The 17414-nt window shown below is 69.7% G+C and carries 15 protein-coding genes and 1 tRNA gene; 9 read left to right on the forward strand and 7 right to left on the reverse strand.

The window, feature by feature from the left end; translation table 11 throughout:
• Positions 1 to 310: 310 nt before the first annotated feature.
• The 7 genes from greA (at position 311) to PHN62_RS11110 (ending at position 7759) form a co-directional block, all read left to right on the forward strand.
• Positions 311 to 784, forward strand: coding sequence for a transcription elongation factor GreA (greA, locus tag PHN62_RS11080; protein ID WP_300150406.1), 474 nt, complete (start codon positions 311 to 313; stop codon positions 782 to 784).
• A 137-nt stretch (positions 785 to 921) separates the two neighbouring features.
• Complete coding sequence (locus PHN62_RS11085; RefSeq protein WP_300150408.1) at positions 922 to 3528, forward strand: hypothetical protein; 2607 nt, start codon at positions 922 to 924, stop codon at positions 3526 to 3528.
• Positions 3529 to 3530: 2 nt separating this feature from the next.
• Positions 3531 to 4319, forward strand: a complete 789-nt coding sequence (trpC, locus tag PHN62_RS11090; protein ID WP_300150409.1) for an indole-3-glycerol phosphate synthase TrpC — start codon at positions 3531 to 3533, stop codon at positions 4317 to 4319.
• Position 4320: 1 nt separating this feature from the next.
• Entirely contained in the window at positions 4321 to 4824 is a 504-nt protein-coding gene (gene moaC / locus PHN62_RS11095) for a cyclic pyranopterin monophosphate synthase MoaC (RefSeq protein ID WP_300150410.1), read from the forward strand.
• Between the two features lie 39 nt (positions 4825 to 4863).
• Entirely contained in the window at positions 4864 to 6663 is a 1800-nt protein-coding gene (gene recJ / locus PHN62_RS11100; protein WP_300150412.1) for a single-stranded-DNA-specific exonuclease RecJ, read from the forward strand.
• 99 nt (positions 6664 to 6762) lie between these two features.
• A tRNA-Glu gene (locus tag PHN62_RS11105) sits at positions 6763 to 6838 on the forward strand.
• 99 nt (positions 6839 to 6937) lie between these two features.
• Positions 6938 to 7759, forward strand: coding sequence for a squalene/phytoene synthase family protein (locus PHN62_RS11110; RefSeq protein ID WP_300150414.1), 822 nt, complete (start codon positions 6938 to 6940; stop codon positions 7757 to 7759).
• 12 nt (positions 7760 to 7771) lie between these two features.
• Here PHN62_RS11110 and PHN62_RS11115 read toward each other — a convergent pair whose 3' ends face one another.
• From PHN62_RS11115 to PHN62_RS11125, 3 genes are read right to left on the reverse strand one after another with little or no spacing between them, the layout of a single operon-like run.
• A complete protein-coding gene (locus tag PHN62_RS11115) occupies positions 7772 to 8287 on the reverse strand; it encodes a DUF934 domain-containing protein (RefSeq protein WP_300150416.1) in 516 nt (171 codons plus the stop codon).
• Between the two features lie 10 nt (positions 8288 to 8297).
• Complete coding sequence (locus PHN62_RS11120; protein WP_300150419.1) at positions 8298 to 9956, reverse strand: nitrite/sulfite reductase; 1659 nt, start codon at positions 9954 to 9956, stop codon at positions 8298 to 8300.
• A gap of 34 nt (positions 9957 to 9990) precedes the next feature.
• Positions 9991 to 10302 carry a DUF2849 domain-containing protein gene (locus PHN62_RS11125; protein WP_300150422.1) on the reverse strand — a complete coding sequence of 104 codons (312 nt, stop codon included), beginning with the start codon at positions 10300 to 10302 and terminating at the stop codon, positions 9991 to 9993.
• A 204-nt stretch (positions 10303 to 10506) separates the two neighbouring features.
• Between PHN62_RS11125 and PHN62_RS11130 the strand changes: the two genes are divergently transcribed.
• Positions 10507 to 10971 (forward strand): DUF2147 domain-containing protein, encoded by a 465-nt coding sequence (locus PHN62_RS11130; RefSeq protein ID WP_300150425.1) that lies wholly within the window; start codon positions 10507 to 10509, stop codon positions 10969 to 10971.
• Positions 10972 to 10973: 2 nt separating this feature from the next.
• Here the strand turns inward: PHN62_RS11130 and ung are convergent, their stop codons facing one another.
• The 4 genes from ung to gatB all read right to left on the reverse strand — a co-directional run bounded on the left by ung (position 10974) and on the right by gatB (position 15068).
• Entirely contained in the window at positions 10974 to 11681 is a 708-nt protein-coding gene (ung, locus tag PHN62_RS11135; protein ID WP_300150427.1) for a uracil-DNA glycosylase, read from the reverse strand.
• 22 nt (positions 11682 to 11703) lie between these two features.
• Positions 11704 to 12054 carry a DUF1304 domain-containing protein gene (locus tag PHN62_RS11140; RefSeq protein ID WP_300150429.1) on the reverse strand — a complete coding sequence of 117 codons (351 nt, stop codon included), beginning with the start codon at positions 12052 to 12054 and terminating at the stop codon, positions 11704 to 11706.
• 192 nt (positions 12055 to 12246) lie between these two features.
• On the reverse strand, positions 12247 to 13452 hold the full coding sequence (locus PHN62_RS11145; RefSeq protein WP_300150430.1) for a hypothetical protein: 1206 nt from the start codon (positions 13450 to 13452) through the stop codon (positions 12247 to 12249).
• 137 nt (positions 13453 to 13589) lie between these two features.
• Entirely contained in the window at positions 13590 to 15068 is a 1479-nt protein-coding gene (gene gatB, locus PHN62_RS11150) for an Asp-tRNA(Asn)/Glu-tRNA(Gln) amidotransferase subunit GatB (RefSeq protein ID WP_300150431.1), read from the reverse strand.
• Positions 15069 to 15294: 226 nt separating this feature from the next.
• Between gatB and PHN62_RS11155 the strand changes: the two genes are divergently transcribed.
• Positions 15295 to 17361: a tetratricopeptide repeat protein gene (locus PHN62_RS11155; protein WP_300150434.1), complete on the forward strand. Its 2067-nt coding sequence runs from the start codon at positions 15295 to 15297 to the stop codon at positions 17359 to 17361.
• Positions 17362 to 17414: the final 53 nt, after the last annotated feature.

A 17414-nucleotide genomic window follows, 5' to 3' on the forward strand; every position in this document is an offset into this window, starting at 1 on the left:
TTCGCGCAAGATTCCGTCGCGATTCCGTCATGGTCTTTCGGATCGCGTCTCCGTGGTCTGCGGCGCGCGGTTTTCCCGGAGGCCGTCGGCTCCCATGGGCGCGCCAAAGTCAAGCGGGATATTTCCCGCATTGATCTTCAGGATTAGAACAAATTTCGAACAATCCCTCTTGCATCCTCAAAAAAGGACGCTATCTTCGGGTTCAGGTGTGATCGAGCGTCGAAACGGCCTCCTACGGGCGGGCCGTTTGCTTTTTTTGAAACTTTCTGAAACGCCGGACGCTGGAGTCCGGTCGTCGGGAGGCGAAGCCATGGAAAAGATCCCCATGACGGCGGTGGGCTATGTCCGGCTGGAGGAGGAGCTGAAGCAGCTCAAGTCCATCGACCGTCCCGGCGTCATCAAGGCGATCGCCGAGGCGCGCGAGCATGGCGATCTGTCCGAGAACGCCGAATATCACGCCGCTCGGGAGCGTCAAAGCTTCATCGAGGGGCGGATCCTGGAGCTCGAGGCGACGATCTCGCGGGCCGAGATCATCGACCCTGCGAAGCTGGGCGGCTCGACGGTGAAGTTCGGAGCGACGGTCCGCCTCGTGGACGAGGACACCGAAGAGGAGAAGACGTACCAGATCGTGGGCGAGGTGGAAGCCGACATCGCTCTGGGGAAGCTGAACGTGAATTCTCCTCTGGCGCGCGCGCTCATCGGCAAGGAGAGCGGCGACAGCGTCGAGGTGATGACCCCGAACGGCGGTCGCGGCTATGAAATCCTCGAAGTATCTTATCAGTAAAAACAACGGCTCAGAGGCATAAGGCGTAAATTTGGGTTTTCTCGGGCGGTCGGTTCGGCCTATGCTGCGGCGAAGTCGATGGACCACACCCCCGCGCGTCTCCGAGAGACGGCCAACGAGAAGCCGAAGCCCACGCCATGAGCGACATCGCCACCTCCGCCTCCATCACCGGCGCCGCGCGGAATTCGCGCGGCGCTCCCGTCGAATCGCGCGACGCCGCGTCGCCCCGGGCTTCCGATGGAGGCGGGTTCTGGTGGCGGGTTGCGGGGGTCGCCTGGGTGGGAGCCGTTCTGGCTTACGTCTGGGGGCGTTACGATCTTCCCTTTTCCCTGGAGGCCTGGCCTCTGGCGCGCGAACGCATCTCGCAAGCGGACTGGATGCTCATCCTTGCGGCCCTGCTGGGGCCTCTGGTGCTGTTGTGGGTTCTGGCTTCGGCCTTGCGGGGCTCCCGTCGCCTGAGCGACGAGTCGCGGTCCATGGCCGAGGCGGCGCGGCGCATGGCCGACGAGGCGGCGCGCGTTCCGGCGCAGGCGGCTGCGGATGAGGATTCCTGGCGGGCTTCGGGGCTGATGGGCGAGGTCCAGGGGGCGAGTCCGGCGCATATCCGCCGCGAGGTGGAGCGGGCGACTCACGCCATCGGGGCTCTGCATCAGCAGATGCGGGCCATCGAGGAGGCTCTGGCTTCGCAGTCCGCCGCTCTGGACGACGCCGCCGAGCGCGCCGAGGCCCGGGCCCGGACCATCGCCGAATCCCTCCGCGTGGAGCGCGAGGCGCTTCAGGAGCTGGTTTCGGCCATCGAGGCCGACGGCGGCCGGGCGATGAATCTGGTGTCGATGCGCCCCGGCGACATGGAGAAGACCCAGCGCACGCTCGACGCCCTGAAGTCGCAATCCGACGCCATCGAGCGGACGGTGGAGGCTGCGGGGCTTCGCCTGAACTCCATCGCGGCCGAGATCCAGCAGGCCTTGCGCAAGGCCGCCCCCGCCGACGCGCGCAGCCTCGCCGAGGACGCGCGGGCTTCGGTGCGCGAGGCCGCCCATGACGCCATCGGGGCCATCGGCGACACGGAGGCCGCAACGCGCGCCCGTCTGTTCGAGGGCGAGGCTGCCCGGAGCGCGGCGCCCGGCGAGGAATCGGCTCTGTCTCTGGCGGACGACGAGGCCGCCGAACTGCGCCGCCGCAATCTGGCGGAGTTGCGCCGTCAGATGGACCGCCTGCGCAAGGGCGAAGAGGAGCCCGCCGCCACGCCGACTCCGCCTCAACCCGGCCAGGGGCTTGCGGCCCGTCTTGCGGGCGCGGGCGCGGCTGCTGCGGGCGCCGCCCTCGCGTCGAGCGCCGCGGCCAGGACCGGAGAGGCCGCCGGATCCGTGAGCGCGCGGGTTGAGGAATCCGCCGGATCCGTGGCCGATGCGGTTTCGGAGGCGGCTTCCGCCACGCGGGCCTCCGCCTCCGAGACGCTCAGCCGGGTGGCCCAGGCCTTCAAGGAGGTGGAGGGCGACCTTCCCCGCACCGAGGCCATCGCGCCGCCTCCCGCCCCCGAGCCCGTCGCCATCGAGCCTCACGCCCTTGAACCGGCGGTCTTCGAGATCGAGCCTCCTTCCGTCGAGCCTCCGCCCGAGCCGCGTTTCGAGACCGCCTTCGCCGGTCTGATCCGCCCGCCCGAGGGCGCGGGTCAGCCCGCCGCGCCTTGGGACATGATCGGCGATTTCGACGCCTCCATGGTGGAGAGCGAGCCCCTGGACCAGGACGCCGCCGCGCTTGCGGCTCAGGCCTCCGCCCGAGGGCTCCGCGCGCCCGAGGCCGCCGTTCCCGTGCCCCCGCCTCCGCCCGAGGCGGCTCTCCCTGCGCCCGAGCCTGTTCCGGCCGCTCCTGCGCCGCTGTTCCGCGATCCGACTCCTCCCCGCGCGATGAGCTTCGATCTGGAGCGCCTTGCGCCTCTGGCGGACATGAACATCCCTTCGCCTTTCGCGGCGACGGGCGGCTCCTCGCGCCCCGAGCCTCAGGCGCCTTCGCCCGCCGGACCTCCTGCGCCTGCGGCTCCGCTGTTCCATCCCGTCGGCTCTCTGGGCGAGGGCTCCGGCGAGCCCGCCGCGCGGGGCTGGCTCGGGGCCTCCGCGCCCAGCGAGGTTCCTGCGGGCGGCCTTGATTCCTTCGGCGAGCGCCGCGAGGTGGAGGCCGCTCCGGCTCCGGCGACGCCGCCGCGTCCTGCGATCGTGTGGCGTCAGCCCGAGAGCCCGATGTTCGGGGCCCGGGCCATGCCGCGCGCGAAGCCTCTGGATTGGGAGAAGGTGGCTCTGGGCCTGAACTTCCCGGTCAGCGAGGAGGACGCCGACGCCGAGGAGGCTCTTTACGAGGTCTCGATCGATCATCAGATCGGCGCGCTGATCCAGGCGAGCGAAGACATGCTGGCGGCTCTGGTGGACCTTCGCCTCTACATGGAGGACCATGCGCCGCGCATCGCGCCGCCCGAGGTCTGGCGTTCCTGGCTGGACGGCCGCGCCAGCGTCGACTCTCCGCCGGTGATCGAGATCGGCCCCGAGGAGGCCCTGAGCCGCGTGCGCGACCTGATCGACCGCGACCCTGCGGTGGAGCGTCTGGCGGTGTCCTTCGCGGGCCGCTTCGAGGATCTGATTCGCCGCGCTCTGGACGAATCGCCGGATTCCGGCGTGGTGACCCGCCTTGCGGATACGCGCACGGGTCGGGCCTATGCGATGGTGGCTTGCGCCGGCGGGCGGGTGGACTGAGCATGGCCGACATCCTCGACCGCATCCGCGATTACAAGCTTGAGGAGATCCGCCAGCGCAAGGCGGCGCGCTCCCTGAGCGATCTTGAGGCTGCGGCGCGCGCGGCTTCTCCCTTGCGCGATTTCGCGGCGGCTCTGGCGGCCCGGGCCGCGACGGGCTGGGCGCTGATCGCCGAGATCAAGAAGGCGAGTCCTTCGCGCGGCCTGATCCGGGCGGATTTCGACCCTCCCGCTCTGGCGAAGGCCTATGAGGCCGGAGGCGCGGCCTGCCTTTCGGTGCTGACCGACGGCCCGAGCTTTCAGGGCGAGGATTCCTTCCTCTCCGCGGCCCGGTCGGCCTGTTCGCTGCCTGCGCTGCGCAAGGAGTTCCTTTACGATCCCTGGCAGGTGACGGAGGCTCGGGCTCTGGGGGCGGATTGCATCCTGATCATCATGGCCGCCGTCTCCGACGCCCAGGCCCGGGAGCTGGAATCCGCCGCCGAGTCCTGGGGCATGTCGGTGCTTCTGGAGACTCATGACGAAGCGGAGATGGAGCGGGCCTTGCGCCTGCGTTCGCCCTTGATCGGGGTGAACAACCGCAATCTGCAGACCTTCGAGGTCTCCCTGGGCGTCACCGAGCGCCTTGCGCCGATGGTTCCTGCGGATCGGGTTCTCGTGGCGGAGAGCGGCCTTTTCGTCGCGTCGGATCTGGCGCGGATGGAGCAGGTTGGCGCGCGCCGTTTCCTCGTGGGCGAGAGCCTGATGCGTCAGCCCGACGTGGCTGCGGCCACCCGCGCCCTGCTGACGGCCTGACATGAGCGATCTGACTCATTTCGACCCTGGTGGCGCGGCGCGGATGGTGGACGTCTCGGCCAAACCCGAGACCTTCCGTCTGGCGGTGGCGCGCGGCGCGGTGGAGGCCTCCCCGGAGACGATCCGCCTGATCGGATCGGGCGGCGCGTCGAAGGGCGACGTCCTGGGCGTTGCGCGCCTGGCGGGGATCATGGCGGCGAAGAAGACCGCCGACCTCATTCCGCTCTGTCACCCTCTTCCGCTCTCCGAGGCCTCGGTGAGCTTCACCCTGGACGCCGCGCGCGGCCGGGTGGAGATCGAGGCCCGCGTGAAGACCGCCGGACGCACCGGCGTCGAGATGGAGGCCCTGACGGCGGTCTCCGTGGCGGCCCTGACGATCTACGACATGGTCAAGGCGGCGGACAAGGGGATGAAGATCACGGAGATCCGCCTGATCTCCAAGGAGGGCGGACGCAGCGGCTCCTGGCGCCGCCCCGGCGAGCCGGAGTCCGATCCCGCCGCCTGAGCCCTTCCCCCGGCCTGCGGCGAGGTCTATCCTGCGCGCATGGCTATGGATGCGACCCTTGAAGACCCTCCCTATCTTGGCGTGAGCCGCTCTGTTTCGGGGCGGCGCTGGCTCGGCCCGACTCCTGAGGTGGAGCGGCGCGGCCTGGGGCTTGCGCAGCGTTGCGGCCTTCCCGAGCTTCTGGGGCGCCTTCTGGCGGGACGGGGCGTCTCGGTGGAGGAGGCGCCGCTCTGGCTGGAGCCGACCCTCAAGCAGTACATGCCCGACCCTTCGCGCCTGCGCGACATGGAGGCGGCTTCCGCGCGTCTGGCGGCGGCGGCGCTTCGGGGCGAGCGTGTGGCGCTCTTCGGCGACTATGATGTGGACGGCGCCTGTTCGACGGCCCTGATGTCGCGTTGGCTGGCGCATTTCGGCATTCCGGCGACCATCTACATTCCCGACCGCCTGAAGGAGGGCTACGGCCCGAACGTCCCGGCGATGGCGCAGCTTGGCGCGAGCCATGATCTGGTGATCACGCTGGATTGCGGGACTCTGGCCTTCGAGCCCGTCGCGGCGGCCTGCAAGGCGGGCGCCGAGGTGATGATCGTGGATCATCACCTTGCTCTGGAGACCTTGCCGGACTGCGTGGCGGTGGTGAATCCGAATCGTCAGGACGACGATTCGGAACAGGGTCATCTCTGCGCGGCGGGTGTGGCCTTCCTGTTGCTGGCGGCGACGAATCGTCGTCTGCGCGCTCAGGGGGCCTTCGCCTCGCGCGCCGAGCCCAACCTCCTGGAGGAGCTGGACCTCGTGGCTCTGGCGACCGTGGCCGACGTGGCGGCCTTGCGGGGAGTGAACCGGGCTTTCGTGCGTCAGGGCCTGAAGGTTCTGGGGCGTCGGGGGAATCCCGGGCTTGCGGCGCTCTCCGACGCCGCGCGTCTGAGCGGCGCGCCGAGCGCCTATCACCTGGGTTATCTTCTGGGGCCTCGGGTGAACGCGGGGGGGCGCGTGGGCGATTCCGGAGCTGGCGCGCGTCTGATGACCTGCGCGGATCCTGCGCTTGCGGCGAAGCTTGCGGCGGATCTCGACCGCTGGAACCGCGAGCGCCAGGCCATCGAGGCGGACGTCCTGTCTCAGGCGACGTCCCAGGCCGAAGCGCGCTGGGAGCGCGAGGGTCCGGGCGGCCTCGTCTGGGCGGCGGGCGAGGGCTGGCATCCCGGCGTGATCGGGGTTGTGGCGGGTCGGCTGAAGGAGAAGTTCGACCGCCCGTCTCTGGTGGTGGCTCTGGAGGGGGCTCTGGGCAAGGGCTCTGCGCGCTCCGTGAACGGGGTGGATCTGGGGAGCGCGGTCCATGCGGCGGAGAAGCTGGGCCTTCTGGTTCAGGGCGGCGGCCACGCCATGGCGGCGGGCCTGACGGTCGAGGCCGCGCGCCTGACGGAGGCCGTGGGCTGGCTCGAAGCGGAGCTGAGCCGCCAGGGCGCGAATCGCCTGGGGCTGCGGGACTTGCGGATCGACGGCGCCGTGACGCCTTCGGGCGCGACTCTGGAGCTGTGCGAATCTCTGGATCGCGCGGGGCCTTTCGGAGCGGGGGCTCCGTCTCCGCGTCTGGCGGTGACGGCGGCGCGGGTGAGCTGGCCCAAGCCTGTGGGCGAGACGCACATGCGCTGCGTCCTGACCGATTCGCGCGGCGGACGCCTGGAGGCCGTGGCCTTCCGCGCTCAGGAGACGGCGTTAGGGGGCTTCATGGCGGCCCGCACCGACGGGGCTCTGGTCCATGCGGCGGGGCGTCTGACGGCGGATGAATGGAACGGTCGGCGCCGGGTTCAGCTTCAGATCGAGGACATGGCGCCTCTGGCGTGACCGCCGGAGCCTCCTTGCGTTTTTCCTGCCGGATCCGGGCGCGCAAGGCGGAAAAGCCGCTTGAAACCTGCTTCCGACCCCCGTATAAGGCCCCCCGAAGCGCCCTTCGTCTAGTGGACTAGGACACCACCCTTTCACGGTGGGTACACGGGTTCGAATCCCGTAGGGCGCGCCAATCCCCTTCATCGACGTCGGGTCCGCTCTCCAGGCCTTTCAGCCTGGGCGTCCTGCGCCTGCCCGGGATGCGGTGCCCGACGGCGATCTTCGGCGGAGCATGATGACCCGACTGGATTCCCTTTCCGCGCGGCTGCGCGCGGCCGATCCCGAACGCTGGCGCGCCGTCATGATCGCCCCCGCCGAGACGCAGGAGGCCCTTGCGGCCCTGCATCTCTGGACCTTCGAGGTGGCGCAGATCCCCTGGAGCGTGGCCGAACCGACTCTGGCGGCGATGCGGCTGCAATGGCATCGGGACCGCCTCTCGGAGCTGGCCGCCGGAGAGCCCGCTCCGCGCCACGAGCTGTTCGAGCCTCTGGCGCCCCGGCTGAAGGACGGCAGCGCCTCTCTGGATCTTTTCCTGAACCACCTCGCCGCGCGGGAGCGCGACCTCGACCCCACGCCGCCGCAGGATCTCGACGAACTGCGCCTCTATCTGGAGGACACGGGCGGGGCGCCCTTTCGTCTGGCGGCGCGGATGCTCGCGCCGGGGCTCGCCCCGGAGGTCGAGGCTGCGGCGGGCGAGGCGGGTTTCGCGAAGGGCGCGGCGCGCTGGATCGCGGCCTTGCCGCATCTGGCGGCTCGGGGACGGGTGGCTGCGCCCAATGCGGGCGAGGCGGCGCGGATCCTGCGCGGCGAATCGACGCCGGAAGTCCTGCTTGTGGCGCGGGGCCTCGCCGAGGAGGCCCTGACGCGTCTGGAGGCGGCGCGTCGCGTGAAGCCCGGGGCGGCCTTGCCCGCCTTTCTTCCGGCGGTCACGGCGGAGGCGGCCTTGCGGACGGCGGCGCGTCCGGGCTTCGATCCCTTCCGGGAGGCGCTCGGCCCGAGCGAATTCCGCAGCCGCCTCCTGAATCTCCGGGCGGTCCTCTTCGGTCGCTGGTGAGGGGGGAGGCCTTCAGCCTCTTGCGGCGCGAGCGGCCTTGCGCTGCTCCAGGATGCTGGCGACGCCCGGCGCGCGCTCCTCGGTCTGATAGGCGGCTGAGATGGTCTTCGCGGCGGCCAGCCAGTCTTCGAGCGGCTGGCGCGCGAAGAGGTCTTCGGGGATGCGGGCGCTGTCGAATCCGCAGGCCCTCAGATAGGCGAGCTGATCGGCGATGACGCGCCCGTCGGCCCAGAGCTCGCCGCGCCATCCGAGTCCCCGCAGCCGCTTCGCGATGGAGAATCCGCGCCCGTCGCCGAATCCGGGGAATTCGACGGTGATCAGCGAGAGCCGGTTGAACAGGGGCTGCAGCGTTTCGGCCTCGATGGTGTTGGGCAGGGCCACGCCGGTGCGCCCCGTGCGCGGCGCGGCCAGGGCCTCCTCCAGCCGGGCCTGAGGCACGATCACATCGCCTTCGAGGGGGATGGGCTCGTGATCCTCCAGCTCGCGCCAGATCTCTTCCTGAAGGCCCTTTTCATTCAGCAGCGGCATGGCGTTTTCCTCAACCGGCTTCGGCGTAGAGCGCGTCCTTGAAGGACTCGGCGCCCGTCCGGCGATAGGTCTGGAGGAAGGTCTCGCTCGGCTCGCGGATCTCCAGATAGCGGTCCACCAGCCTTTCGATGGCGTCCACCACGCCCTCCGCCGAGAATCCCGCGCCTGCGCGTTCGCCGATGGCGGCGGTTTCGGTGGGATCTCCGCCCAGGGTGAGCTGGTAGAATTCGGCTCCGGCCTTGTCGAGTCCCAGAATGCCGATATGGCCGATATGGTGATGTCCGCAGGCGTTGATGCAGCCCGAGATCTTGATCGACAAGGGCCCGATGTCGCGCTGACGCTTCGGATCGGCGAAACGCTCCGTCAGGCGCTGGGCGATGGGGATGCTGCGTGCTGTCGCCAGAGCGCAATAATCCAGTCCGGGGCAGGCGATGATGTCGGTGACGAGTCCGCGGTTGGCGGAATCGAGACCGGCCCCCGCGAGCTTGCGGTAGAGCGGATAGAGATCGTCCTTCTTCACATGGGCGAGGACGAGATTCTGCTCATGGGTGACGCGGAGTTCGCCGAAGGCCCAGAGATCGGCGGCTTCGGCGGCGACGCGCATCTGTTCGGCGGTTGCGTCTCCGGGCGCTCCGCCCACCGGCTTGAGCGAGATCACGACGGAGGTGTATCCCGGCGCCCGGTGCGGATGCAGATTGGTTTCGGCCCAGATCCTGAAATCCGGATCGGCGGTCCTGGCGCGCTCGAAGGCCTTCGACTCCTCCGGCAGATTCTCCAGAGCGGGGGGCGCGAAATAGGCCTGGATGCGCTCGACCTCTTCGGCGGGGGCGGCGAGGCTCTCGACGTCGAGCCGGGCGTATTCGCGTTCGACCTCCTTGCGGAAGGGCTCTTCGCCCATCTCATGCACGAGGATCTTGATGCGGGCCTTGTATTTGTTGTCGCGGCGACCGTGCAGGTTGTAGACCCGCATGACGGCTTCGAGATAGGGCAGAAGCTCCGCCTTGGGCAGGAATCCGCGGATCACCTTGCCGATCATCGGCGTGCGTCCGAGTCCGCCGCCCACGATCACCTCATAGCCGAGATCCCCGTCCTCGTTCCTGATCATGCGCAGGCCGATGTCATGGGCCTTCACGGCGGCGCGGTCGTTGGGGGATCCGGTGACCGCGATCTTGAACTTGCGCGGCAGGAAGGAGAATTCCGGATGCAGGCTCGACCATTGGCGGATGAGCTCGCCGGTCGGGCGCGGGTCTTCGAATTCGTCGGCGGCGGCGCCGGCGAAGGGATCCGAGGTGACGTTGCGGATGCAGTTGCCGCTGGTCTGGATGGCGTGCATCTGCACGCTGGCCAGCTCCGCGAGGATGTCGGCGGTCTCCTCCAGCTTGATCCAGTTGTACTGGATGTTCTGGCGGGTGGTGAAATGGCCGTATCCGCGATCATGGCGTTCGGAGATGTCGGCCAGCTTGCGCATCTGCGCCGAGGAGAGCGTGCCATAGGGGATGGCGACGCGCAGCATGTAGGCGTGCAGCTGGAGATAGAGGCCGTTCATCAGCCGGAGGGGTCGGAATTCTTCCTCCGTCAGCGCGCCCGAGAGTCGGCGTCGGGCCTGATCCCGGAATTGCGCGACGCGCTCCTCGACGAAGCGCTGGTCGAATTCGTCATAGCGATACATGGCTGGAGCCCCCGGCGTCCGGCTGGATGAGGAGTCAGGCCGCTTCGGTCAGAGCGTCGGCCCGGCGCAGATCGGCGCGATGGGTCGGGCCCTCGGCGCGGATACGCTCGCGGCGGAGCTTCGCGCGGCCTTCGGCGTCGATTTCGACCAGATAGGCCCCGACCACATGGCGGGCGGCCTCTTCGGCGGCGCCGAGGGCGGAGAGCTCCGCGCCTTCTTCGGCGCTGGCGGCCACGCGCAGGTCGGCCCAGTCGCGGGACCATCGGCCGTCCCTGGTCAGGAAGACCGACCAGCCCTCCCGCAGGTCGTTGGCGGTGAGGATGGAGGAAACGAAGGCCTTGGCCATGAGCGCCGCTCCTGAAAATGCGCGTCCTGACGGTTCGGGAAAGCTTAGGTGCGGCGCAAAATCCGCGCCAATGCGCATCCTCGATAACCCCATGCGCATTTCGGATAAGGGCGGGGCTCCGGAAGCGGACGCGGCGTCAATCTTTACAGCGCCCCGCGACAGGCGGAGGATGTCCGCAGAACAAGAACTTCGGGAGGATTCGCGATGAAATCGCGTGTTTCGGCCGCTTTCGCGGCGGCCCTGACGCTTTCGGCGCCTGCTGCGGCTCTGGCCCAGAACGCCGAGGCCGCCTTCGGCACATGGCTGGTGGAGAACCGCAACGCCATCGTGCGGATTTCGCCCTGCGGCGAGAAGGCTTGCGGGACCATCGTCTGGCTCGCCGAGCCGCGCGACGCCTCGGGCGCCGCGAAGGTCGACTTCCGCAACGAGAACGCGGCGCTTCAGACGCGTCCGATCTGCGGCATGGCGATGATCGGCGACTTCACCCGCGGTTCGGACGGGCGCTGGAGCGACGGCTTCATCTACAATCCGGAAGAGGGCAAGACCTACAAATCCACGATGCACGTCCGCGAGGACGGATCGCTCTATGTGCGCGGCTATGTGGGGGTCTCGCTCTTCGGCAAGTCCCAGACCTGGACCCGCGCGGCCGACGATCAGGGCGGCTGCTGAGGTCATGTCCAGCGGATCGGCGCCGCGCCCCGGGTCTTGAGGAAGGCGTCGATCTGCGAGAAGGGCCTTGAGCCGAAGAATCCCGTCCGCGCCGAGAGCGGCGAGGGATGGGCCGATTCGATCACGAGATTGCCTTGGCGCGAGACCTTCGCGCCGAGGTTCTGGGCGTGTTTGCCCCAGAGCAGGAAGGCGCGTCCCGAGTCGGGGCGGCCCAGATGGGCGAGGATCTGATCCACGAGCGCGCCCCAGCCGTATTTCGCATGAGCGCCCGCTTCTCCGGCCCGGACGGTCAGGGCGGAGTTCAGCAGCAGGACGCCGGATTCGGCCCAACGGGTCAGATCGCCGTCCCTGGGCGCCTTGACGCCGAGGTCGGCTTCGATCTCCTTGAAGATGTTGCCCAGAGAGCGCGGCGTCCTGACGCCCGGCGCGACCGAGAAGGCCAGACCCATGGCGTCGCCGGGGGTGGGATAGGGATCCTGCCCGAGGATCACGACCCGCGCCTTCTCGGGCGGCGTGAGGCGCAGCGCCTTGAAGAGATCCTGCGGCGGCGGCAGCACCTGCGCGCCGCTTTCGGCCTCCGCCTCGATCCGCGCGAGCAGCCTTCCGCAGGGCGATTCTCCCGAGGCGTCCTTGTGGAGGAAGGGCAGGAGCGCGCCCCAATCTCCCGGACCGGTCTGCGGGTCCGTCTCCTGATCGCGCCAGATTCCCATGTCGTCCTCCCCGGTCTTCGCCTCACCAGCCCGGCAGCAGCGCGGCCATCGCGAGGCTCGCCGGGGCCGTCTGGATGTAGAGGATCTTCGTCTTGCGCGTGGTGGCCGCGCCATAGAGCCCCGCCACGATCACGCAGAGCAGGAAGAAGACCTTGAATTCGAAGCTCGGGGCGAAGATCCCCCAGAGCAGCCCCGCCGCGAGGAAGCCGTTGTAGAGCCCCTGATTGGCGGCCAGGGTCTTCGTGGCCCTGGCGAATTCCGGCGTCAGCCCGAAGGCCGCCCAGCCTTTGGGGGTGTCCCAGGCGGCCGTCTCCAGATAGAGGATGTAGAGATGGATCAGGGCCACGAGCCCGATCAGCAGATTCGCCAGCATCAATCCCTCCGCGCCGTCTGTCTCCGCCCAGCCTTAAAGCATTTCCCCGCGCAGCCGGAAGGGCTTGCGTGGTGAAAATGCGGCCGGATGCGGGATTCGGAGCTTTCGGGCGATCCTGATCGGTCGGAGGACGCCCTGAAACAGGAAGGCGCCCCCGATCGCGGGAGCGCCTGAAGCTCTGCGGCCTGGGGATCAGTCTTCGGGCGGACGCCAGAAGGGATCGTTCTCGATGTGGGTGATTTCGAGATCGCGCGCGTCTTCGTCGCGTTTCGCGCGCCCGAGCCGCCCGATCATCGCGGAGGGCGTGGCGGAGCTGGCTTCCTCCGGCGCGACATAGGTGAAGAGCCGCGGATCCTCGCCCCCGACCAGCCATCCGCCGCCATTGGGCAGGGCGGTGACTTCGGGCTCCGGCGCGACGCCGGAGCGGGGCGCGATCTGGGTCTTGAGCAGCGCCCTGGCTTCGGCTTCGGCGTTGCGGGGCTTGACCTCGAAGAGCACGACGGTGCCGTGCTTGAAGAGCGCCCATGCGCCGTCGGGCCCCTGCATGCGCGAGAGGGCCGCCCTCCAGCGCGCCACGAGCATGTCGAGGGGCGGAGCGGCGAGGAGCGGTCTGGCGCGGGTGAGCGTGCGGGCGTCCAGCGCCTCCATGTCTTCGTCCACGAGGGAGAGATCGACGAGATCCTCCTGATCCTCCTCGAAGTCGAGGGGGAGGACGGGAGGCGCGAGCAGCGCGGAGGGGGGCGCGAGATCCAGCTTCATCATGTCCGCAGGCTGCGCCTCGTCGTTTAACCGGACGTTAAGCGTGGGGCTATGCGGATGATCAGGGTCGGTCGCCTCCGCCGCTTCCTGCGCCGGGAGCTTCGGCGTCCCGGCGACGAGGGGCGGCGCGAGCAGCGAGATGGGCGGCAGGATGGGCGGCGGCGCGGGAGCGGCGTGCTCGGGCGCTTCGGCGGGAGCTGGTCCGGCGAGGGCTTCCGGATCCCTGTCGGGCGGAGGGGCCGCAGGCTCTGGGATGTCGAAGGCGGCTTCCTGCGTCTGCACGAGGCGCCGCGCTTCGCCGATGGCGAGGGCTGGCGGCGCGGCCGCAGGCGCCGGATCGGCGGCCGGGGGCCGCTCGGGAGCCTCCTGAGCGCTTCTGGCGGGCGCGGGCTTCGGCTCCACGAGGGGCGCGGCGGGCGGCGCGGCCGAGGGCGTCGGCGCGGCGGGCGGCGCCGGCGGAGCGGCTCCGCCGCGGGGATAGGGGGTCGGCTCCGCCTTGAGCGGCGGGGCTGCGGATGTCTTGAGCCCGACTCCGGTCGGACGGTGGCGTGCGATCTCCTCGCGCAGCGCCTGGGTGGGATTGGGGCGACCGCCGAAGAGGCGACCCACCCAGCTCCGGAGGTTTGAGAAGAAGCTCATTCGGATAGGGAACCCTGCGGCGGAGGATGCGTCAAGTCGATGAGCGGGTTTCTCGCAAGAACCACGCCGCCGGGCCAGCGAAAATCACGCCGAAAGGGGGTGGAGGAGGGCGCTGCGAATCGCCCTTCCCTCTGCGTTCACTCCACGCCGAGCTTGCGCTTGACGAGTTCGTTGAGGGCCTGGGGATTGGCTTTTCCGCCCATGGCCTTCATGGCCTGCCCGACGAACCATCCGGCGAGGCTGGGCTTGGCCCTGGCCTGCTCGACCTTTTCGGGATTGGCGGCGATGACGGCGTCGACGGCGGCTTCGATGGCGCCTTCGTCGGTGACCTGACGCATGCCGCGCGCCTCGACCACGGCGGCGGGGTCTCCGCCTTCGGTCCAGAGGATCTCGAAGAGGTCCTTGGCGATCTTGCCGGAGATGTCGCCCTTCGCCACGAGATCGACCACGCCGCCGATCTGCGCCGCCGAGAGGGGCGAGGCGGCGAGCTCCAGGCCTTCCTTGTTGAGGCGCCCGAAGAGTTCGTTGATGATCCAGTTGGCGACGGATTTTCCGTCCCGTCCCTGCGCGGCCTCCTCGAAGAAATCGGCGGAGGCGCGGTCTGCGGCGAGCACGGCGGCGTCATAGTCCGTCACGCCGTAATCGGCGACGAGGCGGGCGGTCTTGGCGTCCGGGAGTTCGGGCAGGCTGGCGCGGATGCCCTCGACGAAGGCTTCGGTCAGCACGAGGGGCGGCAGGTCGGGATCGGGGAAATAGCGATAGTCCTGCGCCTCCTCCTTGGAGCGCATGGCGCGGGTCTCGAGCTTGCGGGGATCGAAGAGGCGGGTCTCCTGATCGATCTTTCCGCCGTCCTCGATGACGGCGATCTGACGCCGGGCCTCGGTCTCGACCGCCTGCATGACGAAGCGGATGGAGTTGACGTTCTTGATCTCGCAGCGCGTGCCGAGCGGCCCGCCGGGGCGACGCACCGAGACGTTGACGTCGGCGCGGAGGTTGCCTTTCTCCATGTCGCCGTCGGAAGTCCCGAGATAGCGCAGGATGGTCCGCAGCTTGCGCAGATAGGCTCCGGCCTCCTCGGCCGAGCGCATGTCCGGCCGCGAGACGATCTCCATCAGCGCCACGCCCGAGCGGTTCAGATCCACGAAGGAGGAGTCCGGGTCGAGATCATGGATGGATTTTCCGGCGTCCTGCTCCAGGTGGATGCGCTCGACGCCCACCTTGCGCGCGATTCCCGGCCCGAGCTCGACCAGCACTTCGCCTTCTCCGACGACCGGCGTCTTGAACTGGCTGATCTGATAGCCCTGCGGCAGATCGGGATAGAAATAGTTCTTGCGGTCGAATCCCGAGCGCAGGTTGATCTTCGCGGCGATTCCGAGTCCCGTCCGCACGGCCTGCTCGACGCAGAAGGCGTTGACCACGGGCAGCATGCCGGGCATGGCGGCGTCGACGAGGCTGACGTTGGCGTTGGGCTCGGCGCCGAAGCTGGTGGAGGCGCCCGAGAAGAGCTTCGCCTCGGAGGCGACCTGCGCATGGACCTCCATGCCGATCACGACCTCCCATTCGCCATCGGCGCCGGAGATGTATCTGGGTTCGGGTTCGCGAAGGGCGGCGGACATGCAGGGACTCCTCGAAGACTGCGCGCCCTCTCCCTAGCGCCTTTCGCGGCGCGGCGGAAGCTTTTGCGCGCAGGCCCCGGCCGGAGAAGCGGGGGCGCCTTCCCCCGGCGGCGATGCGCCGGACCGCGATTCCGCCTTGACGGACAAGGGCTTTCCATGGCGTTTCCTCAAATTCTGGCGGCTGCGGCGGGATGGGCGTCGGGACGGGCGGGAGACCATGGAGATCATGAGAAAAGCGGGGATGGGCGCGGAGGCTTTCCGCGTCGCGGCTGTGCTGGCGGCTCTGGCGGCCGGAGGCGCCGCCGCGCAGGAGGCCTCCCCGCTTCCGGAGCCTGCGCCCGCCCTCTCCGCCGCCGCCGAGGCGCAGATGGCCGCCGAGAGCCGCCTCGGCGCCGAGATCGACCTCGAAGCCGCCCTGCGGGCCATGGACGCGGGCCGCCTCGCCGAGGCGGCGGGCTTCTTCGACATGGCTCTGGCCAAGATCGGGGGCCGCGCCTCGGCTCAGGACGAGGGCTTGCGCGGCCGCGCGGTTTTCGGGCGGGCTCTGGCTCTGGCCTCGCTGGACCGCGCGGCGGGCCGGGGCCCCCGCGAGAGCCGCGCCCTGGCGCAATTGCCGCCCCGCAGCCCGGAGATGGAGGAGACCGCCGAGACGGCGCTTGCGCGGGCTGCAGTCCATCTGGCGCTCGGCTCCTCCACGCTGGAGGAGGCGCAGATGGCGCTCGACGCGGCCTCCGCCCGGGGCCTTCGCGCCGACGGCTGGCGTCTGGAGATGCTGCGCGGCGAGATCGCCTATCGTCTGGCGGGCTACGAGGCGGCCCTGACCCATTTCAAGGCGGCCGGACAGGCGGGCGCGCCCGGCGGCGCTGCGGAGCAGGCGGTGGGCGACGCGCTGATGGCCCTGCGCCGCTGGCCCGAGGCCGAAGAGGCCTATCGTCTGGCGGCGGAGGCGCGTCCTCAGGATCCGGAGGCTCTGCTCCGCCGCATCCGCGCCCGCGAGGCGCAGCGTCGTCCTGCGGGCCGGGATTTCGACCCTCTGGCGGCGATGGACCTGGCCGGAGCGCGGGGCGCTTCGGGCTACGCCTTCCTGGCCGAGCGCGGGGCTCTGCGCCGGGCGGCGGGGCTGACGAAGGAGGCTCTGGAGGATCTGCGCGAAGCGGTGGATCTGGCGCCTCAGGAGAAGAAGGCGATGGCCCGTTACGCCTATGGGGCGGCGCTTGGCGACGCCCGGCGCTGGCAGGAGGCGGATCAGGTCTTCCAGAGCATCGAGAATCAGCCGGAGATGCGGGCCCTGCTGGATTTCCAGCGCGGCCGCATGATGCTGGACGCGGGCCAGCCGGCGCGGGCCCTGACGCTGTTCGAACGGGTGCTGGAGCTGCGTCCCGGAGATCCTTCGGCGCTCTACAACCGGGGCGTGACGCGCCTGCGGATGGGCCAGCTCTCCGCCGCCGAGGCGGACTTCGCCGCCGCCGCCGCCCGCGACCCGACGGCGCCCGATCTGCGCGACGCGCTCGGGCGGATGAAGTTCCAGTCCAGCGTGATGCAGGGCGCGGCCTTCTACGACGCGGCGGTTCTGGCCCATCCCAACGATCCGGAGAGCTGGACCCAGCGCGCGGGCCTTCTTCTGGCGATGGGTCAGCCCGCCTCCGCCGCCCAGGACGCCGCCTCGGCTCTTCGCCTTGCGGAGCGCCATCCTCAGGCGACGCTCTACATGGCCGAGGCGCAACTCGCCCTCGGCGACGTGGCGGCGGCCTACGACTACGCCGAACAGCTGCGGCGCTCCCCGACTCAGGCGGGCCCTGCGGCTCTGGTGCGGGCCCGGGCGCGTCTGGCGCAGGATCAGGCGAACGCGGCCATGCGCGAGCTGGACGCGGCGGAGGTGGCGGGCGCGCCCCTCGACCAGATCGCTCTGGCGCGCGGTGAAGCGGCCCTGGCCATGGGGCTCTCCGATCACGAGATCGGCGGCTATTACGATCAGGCGGTGTCCTTGTCGGGGGGGGCTGCTGCGGCCTTGTCGGGTCGGGCGCGTTTTCTGGCCTCGCGGGGCATGACGAGCGGGGCGCTGGCCGACCTCACCCAGGCCCTGAACATCGCGCCGAACGATCCGACGCTTCTGGCGCGGCGCGGCGAGCTTCTGCGGCTGCTCGGCGAATGCGCGCGGGCTCAGGAGGATCTGGACCGGGCTTTCGAGATGGGTCTGAAGGATTCGGAGGCGCGTCGGGCCCGCGCGGCCTGCCGCGCCAAAGATGGACGGATTTTCGGCGCCATCGGCGATTTTTTCCGCGCGATGTTCTGATTCGAATCAATATGCGGCGTTTCGACGGTTGTTCTTGCGCCGGTTTGCCTCCA

Origin of the sequence: Neomegalonema sp. (genome assembly GCF_028688855.1) — a bacterium.
GTDB lineage: Bacteria > Pseudomonadota > Alphaproteobacteria > Rhodobacterales > Rhodobacteraceae > Neomegalonema.